The sequence below is a fragment of the Synechococcus sp. CC9902 genome, from assembly GCF_000012505.1.
Lineage (GTDB): Bacteria > Cyanobacteriota > Cyanobacteriia > PCC-6307 > Cyanobiaceae > Parasynechococcus.
In genome coordinates this window covers 632,878-646,783 of sequence record NC_007513.1, presented here as the reverse complement: position 1 = coordinate 646,783, position 13,906 = coordinate 632,878, and the positions used below count along the sequence as shown (strand labels likewise).

10 protein-coding genes are annotated in these 13,906 nt (G+C 48.6%); 4 read left to right on the top strand and 6 right to left on the bottom strand.

The annotated features are described in order from the left end of the window. The first annotated feature begins 22 nt into the window (after positions 1-22). Positions 23-1,150, top strand: a complete 1,128-nt coding sequence (gene rfbB, locus SYNCC9902_RS03210; RefSeq protein WP_011359446.1) for a dTDP-glucose 4,6-dehydratase — start codon at positions 23-25, stop codon at positions 1,148-1,150. A 15-nt stretch (positions 1,151-1,165) separates the two neighbouring features. Then, entirely contained in the window at positions 1,166-4,651 is a 3,486-nt protein-coding gene (locus SYNCC9902_RS03205; protein ID WP_011359445.1) for a rhamnan synthesis F family protein, read from the top strand. A 20-nt stretch (positions 4,652-4,671) separates the two neighbouring features. Here the strand turns inward: SYNCC9902_RS03205 and SYNCC9902_RS03200 are convergent, their stop codons facing one another. The 4 genes from SYNCC9902_RS03200 to SYNCC9902_RS03185 form a co-directional block, all read right to left on the bottom strand. Next, complete coding sequence (locus SYNCC9902_RS03200) at positions 4,672-5,883, bottom strand: sugar ABC transporter (protein WP_011359444.1); 1,212 nt, start codon at positions 5,881-5,883, stop codon at positions 4,672-4,674. A gap of 51 nt (positions 5,884-5,934) precedes the next feature. Further along, positions 5,935-6,768: an ABC transporter permease gene (locus SYNCC9902_RS03195; protein WP_011359443.1), complete on the bottom strand. Its 834-nt coding sequence runs from the start codon at positions 6,766-6,768 to the stop codon at positions 5,935-5,937. 18 nt (positions 6,769-6,786) lie between these two features. After that, positions 6,787-7,587: a hypothetical protein gene (locus tag SYNCC9902_RS03190; protein WP_011359442.1), complete on the bottom strand. Its 801-nt coding sequence runs from the start codon at positions 7,585-7,587 to the stop codon at positions 6,787-6,789. 75 nt (positions 7,588-7,662) lie between these two features. Continuing rightward, positions 7,663-8,178 (bottom strand): DUF1997 domain-containing protein, encoded by a 516-nt coding sequence (locus SYNCC9902_RS03185; protein WP_011359441.1) that lies wholly within the window; start codon positions 8,176-8,178, stop codon positions 7,663-7,665. Between the two features lie 105 nt (positions 8,179-8,283). Here SYNCC9902_RS03185 and SYNCC9902_RS03180 point away from each other — a divergent pair, with 105 nt between their 5' ends. After that, entirely contained in the window at positions 8,284-9,681 is a 1,398-nt protein-coding gene (locus SYNCC9902_RS03180) for a class II fumarate hydratase (protein ID WP_011359440.1), read from the top strand. A gap of 2 nt (positions 9,682-9,683) precedes the next feature. Here SYNCC9902_RS03180 and SYNCC9902_RS03175 read toward each other — a convergent pair whose 3' ends face one another. Beyond that, entirely contained in the window at positions 9,684-12,464 is a 2,781-nt protein-coding gene (locus tag SYNCC9902_RS03175; RefSeq protein WP_011359439.1) for a DEAD/DEAH box helicase, read from the bottom strand. A gap of 240 nt (positions 12,465-12,704) precedes the next feature. On the opposite strand from SYNCC9902_RS03175, the gene SYNCC9902_RS03170 reads away from it, so the two are divergent. Continuing rightward, positions 12,705-12,968 carry a hypothetical protein gene (locus tag SYNCC9902_RS03170; RefSeq protein WP_009790345.1) on the top strand — a complete coding sequence of 88 codons (264 nt, stop codon included), beginning with the start codon at positions 12,705-12,707 and terminating at the stop codon, positions 12,966-12,968. Here the strand turns inward: SYNCC9902_RS03170 and SYNCC9902_RS03165 are convergent. Continuing rightward, a complete protein-coding gene (locus SYNCC9902_RS03165) occupies positions 12,965-13,900 on the bottom strand; it encodes a bile acid:sodium symporter family protein (protein ID WP_011359438.1) in 936 nt (311 codons plus the stop codon). The two genes, SYNCC9902_RS03170 and SYNCC9902_RS03165, sit on opposite strands and share 4 nt — an antisense overlap. Positions 13,901-13,906: the final 6 nt, after the last annotated feature.

Here is a 13,906-nt window from a genome sequence, read left to right as displayed (position 1 = left end):
CCGCTGATTTAATCCTGATTCAATGGCCAAGTCCATGCCAACCACTGCAGAACTGCTCGGAACGCGTCAACGCATCCTGGTCACTGGCGGTGCAGGGTTCATCGGCGGTGCCGTCGTTCGACGGCTGCTACGGGAGAGCGACGCGGTGGTGTTCAACCTCGACAAGATGGGATATGCGAGCGACCTCACATCGATCGAAGAGGTGATCAAAGAGCTGGGTGTTGAACATCAACAGCGACATCAATTACAGCCAATTGATCTCTGCGATGCAGATGCCGTTGAAAAAGCCGTCCAGCAGGCCAATCCAGACCTTGTGATGCACTTGGCGGCAGAAAGCCATGTGGACCGCTCCATTTCTGGGCCGGGTGTGTTTATCGAAAGCAACGTGACTGGCACATACAACCTTCTCCAATCCGTCCGATCACATTTTGAGCAACTCCCGCCAGAACGACGCGAGCAATTCAGATTGCATCACATCAGTACAGATGAAGTGTTTGGCTCCCTTGGTCGGGAGGGACGTTTTTCAGAAACAACGCCTTACGACCCTCGTAGTCCCTATTCAGCTAGCAAAGCAGCAAGCGATCATTTGGTGCAAGCGTGGCACCACACCTTCGGGCTTCCCGTTGTTCTCACCAACTGCTCAAATAACTATGGGCCGTGGCAATTCCCAGAAAAATTAATTCCCGTGGTTGCTCTAAAAGCAGCCGCTGGCGATTCCATACCCCTTTATGGAGATGGATTAAACATCCGCGACTGGCTCTATGTTGAAGACCATGTGGATGCATTACTACTAGCAGCCTGTCGAGGAACATCTGGACGCAGCTATTGCGTTGGTGGCCATGGTGAAAAAACGAATCAAGAGGTGGTCAATGCAATCTGCCATCAGTTCGATCAAGAACGACCGGAATCAGCGCCACACGCGAAGCTGATTCAACGCGTCAAAGATCGTCCAGGGCACGATCGACGCTATGCCATTGACCCTTCAAGAATCAGCACAGAGCTAGGTTGGCAACCCCGCCATAACGTCGAAGAAGGGTTGGCTGAAACTGTCGCCTGGTATTTATCCCATCAAGATTGGTGCCAAACAGTCCGTAAGCAGGCTGGTTATGACGGCGGGCGACTCGGCATCAATCAGGCAAAGACGAATTGATTGGATTCAAAGACTATGGCTAAGGCTCCAAAGAAAAATCAATTCAAGCTATCAATCCCTTCAGGACGACAACTCCTACGCACAACGGCACGCAGACTCAGTAGAGAAGGTATCATTCCGGGATTTATTCGCCAGCAACTGAAACGCAGAATCAGTACAGATTCAAAAGCACCAGACAATCGACGTCAAAAAATCACCCCTGAACTTCAAGCCTATATTCGAAAAATTGACAACAACCAAATCAGCAAGACACAATATCGTGACATACGTGAGCTGGCGCATTACGCTTACATATTTGACGTAAATTTCTATAAAAAACAATTACCCGACACAGAATTAAAAGAGGTCAACAACTTAGGCAATTGTCTAGAACACTACTGCACAAAGGGATGGAAAGCAGGCATTGACCCAAGCCCTCTATTCGACACCAACAACTACTTCAGCAAATACCCAGATATCAAAGAAAGCGAGATTAATCCAATGGTGCACTTCCTTAAGTTTGGCATCCAAGAGAGTCGATATTCGATGGACGACATCCATTTCATGAGAAAGACTGCAGGAATCAAGAAAGCCACATACAGCAATGATGGCAAGCTAATTTCGAGCATTGGACAGAAAAAATTTGGCGTATTTTTACATATATTCTATCCAGAACTAGCTCCAATAATTGCAGACTACATTCGAAAAATTCCCGTAAAAATTGATATCCATATTTCAACAACTCATGACGCAATTAGTGGACTAACTGAAATCTTTAAGGGATTAGAAAATTCTCTGAATGTGCAGGTCAAATCCTTTCCCAACATTGGACGAGACGTTGCGCCATTCATCGTTGGATTTCGGGAAGAGATACCCAAATACGATTACATTCTCAAACTTCATTCCAAGAAAAGTCCTCACAGCAACGCCTTAAGTGGATGGTTTGAACACTGCCTGGACAATCTTATCGGCAGCATTGATGTGTTCTACACAAATATTCAGGAGCTCAATAAAGAGGATATATCCATAGTTTATCCAGTCGAAAATTATGCCTTAAGCCTAGGAATTAAACACGATTCCTGCTGGGGCCATGAAGACGGAAATTACAACAAAGCAAAAACCCTTCTCAAAAAATTAGGTCTTGAACAAATTAATCGCAACAGCGAATTCCTATTCCCCACTGGCAATATGTTTTGGTGTAAACCAGATATTTTAAAGCCGATCCTAGACTGGGATCTAAAATTCGAAGATTTCGACAATGAAGGAGGACAAATCGATGGGACACTCGCCCATAGTATTGAACGATTAATTGGTCTATGCTGTACAGAATATTTCCACAAAAAAATCATTACGAGCTACTGCGGCTATGCAGAATCCAAACAACATCAATCTGATAAGAAAGTCATTGAAGGACGAAATAAATTACAAATTGATGGATTTGAAAAAGTAATTCAGTTTAAAGAGAAGACCCTGAATCCTTCCTGGAAGAACCACAACAATGCATCACCAAACCAACTCCAAATTCACTGGGTAATTCCAAACTTTACGCGTGGCTTAGGCGGACATATGACGATTTTTAGAACCATCGATTATTTAGAGCGATGCGGCCATGACTGCACTATCTGGGTTCACTCTGAAATCAAAGGGGACAAACCAAGTCGCCTAAGCTCACTTCACAAGAGGGTCATTGATCAGAGCTTTATCAAACTAAAGACTGACCAAGTTTACATGCTTGGCAACACCAATGACGATTTAGAAAAAGTGAGTGGTGATGTTGTGATTGCTACTGATCGAATGAGTACATATCCAGTACTTGGCATGCGAAAGTTCGCAAAGAGATTTTATTTCGTTCAAGACTATGAGCCATTTTTCTTCGCAAAAGGAACATCAACGGTCCTAACAGAACAAACTTATCGATCAAACCACAAATTTGCTTGCATTTGTGCCAGCCCTTGGCTTAAGAATATGATGATCGAGCAGGGAAATTCTGCGATTTCATTTCCATTGGCTGTCGACACTGATACATATTATCAATCCAAAAAGATTATAAGATCTAAAAATACCATCGCTTTTTATGTTCGCCGCAGCACACCACGTCGTTTATATCAGCTTGGACTTTTGGCTTTAAGAGCACTCTTTGATCTAGGAGATAGCTTTGAAATCATCACCTTTGGTGAAAACTATTTACCAGATCTAGGGATTCCAGTAAAAATTACACATGCAGGAATTCTGAATTCCGAGTCCTTATCAAAGCTCTATCAAAGATCCACGGCCGGTCTTGTTTTATCAGGAACAAATTACTCCCTAGTTCCGAACGAAATGATGGCTTGTGGTTTACCTGTAGTTGATATTGATGCACCCCATACACGGCTCTCATATACATCTAATACAGCGATACTTGCCCAACCCAACCCGGAAGCATTAGCAGCAGCATTGAGTCAACTTCTCAATGATGATGTTCTGCGCGAACAGGCAACGATCGCAGGACTAACAGCAACAAAAAGTCTTACATGGGATCGATCTAACACCATTGTCGAAAGTTTTATCCGTACTCAATTTGAAGCTGCACTGCCACCAGATCAGAATCAAAACTTACCTCAAGCAGATCCAACCGTCACCATTGTCATCCCTGTCTACAACGGGGGCGATCAACTAATCAGCGTCGTGGAGACTTGTCTTCAACAAGATCTTGATGCTGAATTTGAAATATTAATCATTGATAGTTCCTCAACAGATGGATGTATCAACCATTTACCAAAAGACGAACGAATCCGAATTCATCGGATTTCAAAAAGTGACTTCGGCCATGGGCGCACTCGCAATCTTGGCGTGAGCCTGGCCCGAGGAGAATTCGTTGCATTCATTACGCAAGATGCAATTCCTGCGAACAGAATGTGGTTGATGAACCTCATTGAACCACTTCAAACGGACCGAAAGATTGCTGGTGTTTTTGGATGCCACATTGCCCATGAGGGGCACAACCCATTAACTTCATATGATCTGGATCAACATTTCAATCGGTGGATTTTCCGAAGTCATCGAAAACCAATTGAATTAGAGGAAAGTCGAAAAAAACCTAATGCACCGATCAGTAATCACGAACGTTTTTATTCTGATAACAATTCATGCTTACGCAAAAATGCCTGGGAACAAGTACCAATACCAGAGGTTATTTATGGAGAAGACCAGCTCTGGGCTATCGATATATTGCGCCACGGATTTAAAAAGGCTTACGCTTCAACTGCCATCGTAAGACACTCTCACGAATACAATTTTCGAGAAACACTCATCAGAGCCAATACAGAATGGCATTTTTATCAACAACATCTCGGAGAATATCTCCCCTCCACAAAGAAAGATGTGAGGGCAATGATTGAGTCGAGCTGTACGAATGACAAAAAGGCTCAGGAACTATTTCCAGAGATTACGGAAGAGCAACTAATTGCCCGTCGAAAGCTTCATTTTGCTCGCGCCTGTGGTTACTACTTTGCCGGGAAAGGCATCGGGTCCATCCGACCCTAATCCCGAACAAGGAAAGTCGATCAGGCTTCTTTCATCGCTGCGAGGATGAAGCCTCCGACACCCCAAGCGACCACAATGATTCCGATCGAACCAAGAAAGACTTGCCAGCGCCAATTTTGATCTGGAGCCACAGGTCGTTGCGGTTGACTCAACATCACTACAAACTTGAGCTGGCGTTGACTTTCACGACGACTATTATCAGCTGCCAGACGAGCGGATTGCAAAGATTCTGTGGCGAATTCGACATTCGACAGTAAGGAGGATTCCTGAATCGCAAGACTATTCAAATCACTACCATATTCACTAACTGACTTTTGCCTTTCTTTCGTAATTTGTTTCTCCAATTCTCGAACTTGATCGGCGACAAAGGAAACTTCAGGTGCATTGGGGTCGCGATACTGGCGACGTAAGGTTGCTTCTTCTACTTTTGAATCGACAAGTCTTGATTCCAATTCTGAAATAAATGATGATGTGGCAGCCTGTTCGGATGCAACATTGAGTTGACCAAACTTGTCTTGAAAAATTTCTAATCTACGAGAAGCCTCCTTTAGATTGTTTTCGGCCAGTTCAACTTCTTTCTTTGCAAAAATATTTTGGTCAGCATTAATCGATTGATTGACTTCATTCACAAAACGACGTGATTGAAGTATCAGAGACTGATTTAAACTGAATGCTTGTTCAGGAGCATATCCGACTGTCCGAATAATGACTGAACCACTGAGTGGCTGTGGTGAGATTTGAAGCTGCTTTCGATAAAAGCTGAGTTGCTGAGGTGAGGAGCTTCCTGTAGAAAGTCCTGAAAAGACATCTGGAAATGATTGCTTATAATCTTTCTCTAAGGATACTGAATTAGGAAACAATCTATTTTTTACCTCTGAAGAAGCGAGATAAACCTGTAAATATTGACCATCAACTAAGGACGTTAAAACTTGAGGAGCTGCAGCCGCACCCGCCAAGACTGATGCAGAGGATGTCTCCAATGGAGCAGCTTGCTGAATCACAAACTCAGACACTGAAGTATATCGATCTCGACCAATAGCAAAGCAGTAAAAAGCTGAGGTAGCTAAAAATAACGAGATCAAAACTCTAGGCTTTTTAAGTATTTCGAACCTGCCTTGCCAAGCATTAGACGAGTTATCAAATGCAGACAACTTCAACCGAATGAACTTATCAACTGATCCGAAAGATGACGCCGCAGTACTTTTTAAGGGGGAAATAGAGCGGTTAGCCATAAAAAAAAGTAAAGGATGAAGTGCTTAAAAAAAGGAAAATGACTTAGAAGTTCAGTCATCGTTAGATTCCAAAAGCAGAGACTCATTGGTCCTGTAAAGGATTAATGAGAAGCTCAACATGAGTATAGAACAGAGCATGAGATATGACAACGAAATATCGGGAATGGGATATTCGTTATTGATCGAATAGCGAAAAAGCTCTACTCCATGAAGGATTGGATTCCAAGTAACAAAAGGTCGAATATGAGCTGGGATCTCAAATGTTGCAAAGAAAATTCCAGAGGTAAAAATAATAACTCGCTGGATCAATCTCTTGATAATTTTCAATATCCACTTGTTGAGTTTGCCGAGAAAAACAACAGACAATCCAAATCCCAATGCCATCATTACCGTCAGGAGATATACACTGATCGCCAAACCAGGACTATCAAGCTGAAAGCTCCAAGTGAAGTAATAGACAAGTCCAAGAATTGCTAAAGATAACGTTGCCAAGGCACGCATATCATTCAATGAAAGAGCCAATAAAATATCCAAAGGCTTAATTCTCGAGTAGTACAGAGGCGCTCTTAATTTCAGGCCGGAAAGAGACTTAATTGCGACATTTCTAAATAAAAATGCAATGCAAAAGCCCGTCGACATAAAGACAACAATATTGAAATACATATCAGTTGAACCACCAGCAGCAAATCTATTATTTCCTCTCAAAAAACTAAAGCCTACGCGCATTAATATAAAAAAGGCCATCATCTGTGCTGGCCCAATTAAATTTTCCCAGGCCCCCAAGGAGCTTCCAGCAGCCTGCCGATTGCGATCATATACCGCAACTGAATTGATCACAATCCATTGTCGGCGCAGCCCATAAATTATTCTTTTAATTAAATTCATGAGATTAAGGAGTTCGGACTAAAGAACATCATTTGGTTCATCCTGATCAGAATTTTTCAGGCTATCTCCAAAATCAAACTGATCTTCATCAGAGTCTACCTTGCCGGAATCGTCATTTTTTTGATCGATTAAGACAATAGCCTGCTCTAAGTCACCCTGAAATATCACTTCACCAAATCCATCAAGCACTAGTCCTTTATTGCAAAACTCACGTCGAAAACGGTTATTTCCGCCAGTTGAAATCAAAGAACAGCCCTCAAGTTGACGGTGCAAAAGTGCTCTCAATGGCACCGCTTTTCTTGACATAAGATACCTAAATTTTGGCACAAGATAAACATCAAATGAAAATAAAATTGACAACGCCATATAAAAATAATCCTTCTGATCTTTATCCAATTCTTTTAACTTTAAGGAGGGCTCAATTGACTGAGCTTGCAGAACTTCGTAAAATTCCTGCAATGTTACACGTGACTTCTCAAAGCAATCACTATAAATGTTAGATAAGAAATCTAGACTTTGATCGATACTCAGCTTGCCATCCAATCCACCCTCACCTCCTAGGGGCCAGCTGACCGTCCCCCGCTTCACCACCTCTCCGGATACAGGCTTAACGAAGTCTGCAAGAGTTGCCATTAATTGATAGCTCAAAAATGAATTTGTCGTCATCACGGAAAGCCTATCTCCAGGATTAAGCCACCAATTCCAAGGAGAGGAAATAACAACACTTGAATCAGACTTATCAGCCCGCAAAACAAATTCATCGAATACCAAAATCGGCTCAGCCGAACTCGAAGAATTCAACACCTGGTGGATCGACACAACATGCCAAGAACCTTACCAGATTCTTATCACAATAACCAGGCAATGTAGAAAAAATAAAACTATATAAAGGATTTAAGTGCATTCCAAAATCCATCCCTTTGCTCCCCTCAACAAGCCCGTCCGACAGCGTTTTTCAAGACGTTCAACAATTAATTGCAATGCTTTCTCACCCATCGCTTGAAGCACCCCTCTTGGGATCCAAACTGTTGCGGATTCTGATTTCATCTCCAGGCTCAAATCAGCCTCGGCCACAAGCCCCATATCCCTAGGAAAAATAGTGGCTCGACAACAAAACATCACCAACGAATCGAGATTTCCAAGTCCACGTATTGTGCAATCTTCAAATTCAATCTGCAGACGGGCATCAGTCCAACATGAACGAAAGATTACTTCCGGCTGAATGCGGAACATTAATAATGAATAGGGCCTAGATATATAATAAAAACGTCCATCTTCAGCCTGTTTGATTTTCTTGCGATTGAGCAGTGCTTTGAGTGGTCGAGTTGGATCTGAAAGATAAGCCTCAAGTTGAGCCGCCGTTCCTCCAGGAAGATCTAGATCAAGGCGATGGGAGCGGTGAACCTTCAACAGGCAGAAGCAAGCAGAACTCGATGAAACGACCTCGGACCAAGTTCAGGCCGCGGAGCCCATCATGGATGATCAGGATCTCCATGAACAGCCCGGGAAGTTCCAATGACCCGATCGTTCCGCACCGAGCACGACAGCCTTGGTCCTGTCGAAGTCAGTGACGACGCCCTCTGGGGTGCTCAAACGGAACGCTCTCTTCGCAATTTTGCGATCAGCAATGAGCAGATTCCCGTTGAACTGATCCATGCGTTGGCCTTAATCAAACAAGGCTGTGCAGCCGTCAACGCGCGTCATGGCGTGCTCAGCCAAGAGCTCGCCGACATGATCACCTCCGCAGCCAACGCCATTGCAACGGGAAAGCATGACGATCAATTCCCCCTCAAGGTCTGGCAGACGGGGAGTGGCACCCAAACGAACATGAATGTGAATGAGGTGATCAGCAACCTGATTTCCCGTCGCGAAGGGACGCCCCTCGGTAGCCATCAGCCGGTTCATCCCAATGATCATGTGAATCGCTCACAATCCACCAACGACGTCTTTCCTGCCGCGATCCACGTAGCAGCGACACAGCAGCTCACCCATTCACTGCTTCCTGCTGTTCAAGCTCTGATTGACGCGTTTGATCTCAAGGCCGAGGCTTGGTTTCCGATTGTCAAAATTGGCCGGACCCACCTTCAAGATGCAGTGCCCCTTCGCCTTGGAGATGAAGTTTCGGCCTGGCGCGATCAGCTCAAGCTTTGCCGGTCGTGGATTGAAGACAGTCTCACCCCCTTGGCAGCGTTGCCCTTAGGGGGAACTGCGGTGGGTACAGGATTGAATGCCCCCAAAGGCTTCAGTACGGATGTGGCGAAGGAGCTGTTTAGCGCCACCGGTTTGTCGTTCCACCCCGCTGACAATTTGTTCGCTGTGATGGCAGGTCACGATGCCCTGGTTCATGCGATGGGGCAGCTGCGTGGATTAGCCGTGGCCTTGCTACGCATCTCCAATGACATTCGACTGCTGGGCTGCGGACCACGGGCAGGACTCGGGGAATTGCGACTACCTGCCAACGAACCAGGAAGTTCGATCATGCCGGGAAAAATCAACCCCACACAATGCGAGGCCATGGCCATGGTGTGCACCCAAGTGATTGGATTGGATGCGGCGGTGGCTGCAGCAGGTGCTGGGGGTCATCTGCAGATGAATGTGTTCAAGCCGCTGATCGGGTTCAACCTCCTCCAATCCATTCGCCTGCTCAGCGATGCAATCAACAGCTTTCGCCAAAACTTGGTGGTTGGTCTTGAGCCCAACCACCAGCAAATCCAAGCGTTTGTGGAGCGATCGCTCATGCTCGTGACAGCGTTAACGCCTCGTATTGGATACGAAAAAGCCAGCGCCATCGCACAACATGCCCACGAGCAAGGGCTGACGTTGAAAGAGGCAGCCCTAAAGCTGGGGCACATCAGCGCCTCTGACTTCGATCAATTAGTGGACCCGATCAAGATGGCAATCCCTCACGAATAACGTCAGGCCGCCCGCTCCGTCGCGGGATTCAGTCCTCCAGACACTGCAGCGCGAGGATCCTCCAGTTCAGCCACGGGGAAACGATTGATTGCCTTCAGCGCTTGCTTGGCATGGCTCCGCAACTGCTCACTAATCGCTTCGCAGTAGGGAACCTGGGCGAGAAGATCGACCGTTCTCCGCATAATGCGAACCACGTCTCCTTCATCCAAGGACGTGTTAGCGATCAAATCGACCCAAGAAGTTCCCTTCGCCCAGGCCTCGACAAGGCCCATCAACTCAGGCTCCCACCAGGCCGGCACCACAACACTGGCCCGCTCTTGCGCGCGGAGCAACTCCCGACGCAACCCGGATAAATCCTGCAACGCCTCTTCCGCGGGGCCAGAGGGGGGGAAGCCACTCCAAAGATCCGGTCGATTCACCTCGGTGCTAATCGCCTCGAACACGGCAGCCAGATTGGGCGGATCAAGCTCATCCAAATGTCCACTCATCAGAGCAAGGCCAAGCCATAGCTCGTTGTCTCCACGCAAGGCCGCCACGGTGCGTCCAACTTCCGTGGGATCGAGATCATCCAGGCAGCCAAATTGTTGAAGGATGTCCTTCAACGCCAAAAACATGTCCCAGTGACGATTGGAACGGTGATGAAGCAACCGCTGCCGCTCAGCGATTTCGTGCTCCAGCTCCTCCATGCGACGACGGTGTTTTTTGAGTTGCTTGCGGTCACCCCAACGGTGGGCTGGATGCTGCTCGAGGTCCAACTCCAACTGCTGCACCAAACGAGCCTGGGTGAGTACCTCACCCGCCAGGTCGTATTGCGGGGTCGTCATGTCGTGGCGTTTCGCCATATGGGACACAGCCAAAGCGAGCTGCCCACTGGCTTGATCCCCATGGCGGATCTCCCCAGACCGCTGCAACATCGGAGGAACCACCCCATCCACCTGAAGGCAGCTCAGTTCAGCGTGAAGACTGACGACGCCCTGACAGGGCAACAAAATCCATACGTTGTCGTCCGTGAGACAGAGCAGTCGGGGAAATTGGCCAGGCCCATTCACCTTTTCAACAATCACTGCTGGGGTAACCCGTCCGCGAAGCTGGGCTGACTTCAAACTCACCAAGGCGCCGTTGCTGGCGAATTGCAACGCCTGAGTGAGCTCGTTGGCGAGAGTCTCTTCAGCTTGTTGCTGGAGAATCCTCAGCAAACGGCGCTCTTCCCGCAGCCGGCCACGCTCCTTTTCATAGTCCTCAAAATCTTCCCAAGGAACATCACCGGCAACTCCATCCAGCTGGCTGAGCTGAAGCCGCAGCTGGGAGAGCATCTCTTCGTCATCAACCAGGTCTAAACCTGCGAGATAGCGACCGAAGCTGCGTTGCACCAACTCCCTGGCCTTCTCAAGGCTGTGACGCTGAAGAAGATTGAGGACCATTCCGTAACTGGGGGTGAACTGACTCACCAAGGGGTCAGCCGGACTGGTGGCCAGCTGACCCGCTTCCCGAACCCCCTCAAACCGGCTTTGGACCGTGACGACATACCCCTGCGAATCCAAGCCGCGCCGACCAGCGCGACCAGCCATCTGCAGGAACTCGCTCCCCATTAGCGGACGATGGCCCCGTTCCGTTCGCTTCGACAACGAGGCAATCACGGTGCTCCGAGCCGGCATGTTGATCCCCGCAGCAAGGGTTTCTGTGGCGAACACCACTTTCACTAACCCCTGCTGAAACAGTTCCTCAATGAGCTCCTTCCAAGCGGGCAACACGCCCGCATGGTGTGCGGCAATCCCTCGCATCAGGGCATCGGCATGGATGCCATCCCTCACAGCCTCTGGGTTGGCTGCGCTGTAGGCCGCAAACCGAGCCTGGATGCGTGCCTGTTCGTCTTGGGTGACAAGGCATTGAGCACCCAAATCCCGAACCGATTTGTCGCAATTACGGCGGCTAAAAATGAAGTAGATCGCCGGCAACATGTCTCGTTGCGCCATCTGCGCCACAACGAAACTGATCGGGGGAGCTTCAGGCTGAGGTGGCTTGTTGGAGCGCCCTTTGCGCTTTTGTCCCTTCGGAGCCCGCCACACTTTGCAGTTGGGGTGCAATCCGGTGCCGGCCTCATTCAACAGAGGATGCAATCCTTTGGCACTACAAAAGCTGAATTGCAGAGGCACAGGGCGGTGGTCGCTGACGATCAGCGTTGTGGGCCCATGCACCTTTTCAATCCAATCGGTGAGTTGGCCCGCATTGGCCACGGTGGCCGACAAGGCAACAAGTTGAATGGGAGGCGGGCAATGAATGATTGATTCCTCCCAAACGGTGCCTCGCTGGGAATCATTCATGTAGTGGCATTCATCAAGCACCACAGCTTCCACATCAGCGAGTGGATCGTCATGCTCATCAGCCTCGGCATAGAGCATGTTCCGAAAGATCTCCGTGGTCATCACCACGATTGAGGCCTCCCGATTCACACTCAAATCACCGGTCAACAGACCAACGTTCTCGTCGCCAAACTGTTCTCGAAAATCACGAAGTTTCTGATTGGAGAGTGCCTTAAGGGGAGTCGTATAAAAAACTTTCTGGCCATGGGCGAGGGCTCGATAAATGGCGTATTCACCCACTAAGGTTTTGCCCGATCCAGTGGGGGCACTCACCACAACTGAGTGCCCTTGGTTGAGCGCATCGATGGCTTCTAACTGAAAGTCATCCAGCGGAAATGCAAAGCATTGGCTGGGGTCAAGCCCGGACCCTGAAGCTGCAGCATCGGACGCCTGAGTTGAAGGTTCCGGCTGAGCTTTCGTCATCACTGGATCTTAGGGAGCATCGCCACCGCACCCTGAAAGAACGCGCCTCGGGAGAAAGTGCTCTAAGACACCGAGCCTGTAAACCGATGGATCGCAAATGCATGCAAAATCCATAAACCGAATCAGGCGGCAACATCCCACAACGAGACCGGTTTGATTTCGCCGAGAAAGCCTCAAGCTTTGTGGCAAAAACAGGCGCTTTTATGGCGGAAGAGATGACAGAAGCACCGCATCGGTGCCATGACTGAGACACTCCGGCGTAACGATGTGGCTACCAGCCAGCTTTTACAGACCCTTCCATCCGAAGACACTTTGATCGACGCCCTGCGCGGTTGTCGCCATACGGAGGAATTGGAAGCCCTCGAGCAACGGCTCAGGGGGGTGAGCGAGGCACCACCACTGTTCGAATGGATTTGCGACCTCCTCGTGGCGCGACGCATCTCGCGAGGACTGGCCGCACGATTGCTGACACAACTGCATTCCCAACAGCAACCCAGCACTTAGGCCTTGGATTGTTGACGGCTTTTCTGACGCCAGAGGGCCGCCAACGCACTACCTATTAGGCAATGAATCACCGCCGAAATAGCCCCGGGAAGCGCAGTGATTGGGCTGGAAAATCCACCGCTACGGGCTAGCACCACTGCCAAGCCCGAATTCTGCATGCCCACTTCAATGCTGATGGTGCGTTGAACGAGAACCCCTTCACCTACCAAAAGGGGCACCAACCAACCCAGCAGAAACCCAGCGCCATGCAGCAGTACACAGGCCAAGAACAACCTTGCCCCCTGCTGTTGCAGCACGTTGGCTTGGCTGCCAACAATGCTCGCCACGATCATCACGATGGCAAGCACAGCCAAAGGAGCCATCACTGGCTCCACTCGACTCGCTAACCGCGGCAGCCCCTGCTTGAGCAGAACACCCAATGCCACGGGGAACAGCACCACTTGCAGAACTTTGATCAGCAACAACCCACCATCAATGGGTACGTACTGACTGGCCAACAACGCTGTGAGTTGGGGTGTGAGGACCACCGCCACCAGCGTGCTCACCGTGGTCATCACCACGGATAAAGCCACATCGGCACGACCAATCAATGCCACAACATTGCTTGCCGTTCCACCTGGACAACAGCCCACCAAAATCAAGCCCACCGCCAAGGGCGGCGAGAGGTGCAACGCAAAGGCCAATAGGGCTGCAATCGATGGCATCACAATGAACTGCGTCAGCACCCCAATCACCACAGGACGGGGACGCTGCCCAACCCGTACAAAATCTTGAGGCGTCAGTCCAAGCCCCATCCCCAACATGATCACCCCAAGGCCCATGGTGATCAGATCACCCCTAAACCACGTAAAAAGTGGCGGGTAGAGCAGGGCCAACCCCGCCCCCATCAAGGTCCAAAGAGGAAACAGAAGGGTGAAACGCTCGGAATTCATCGACGA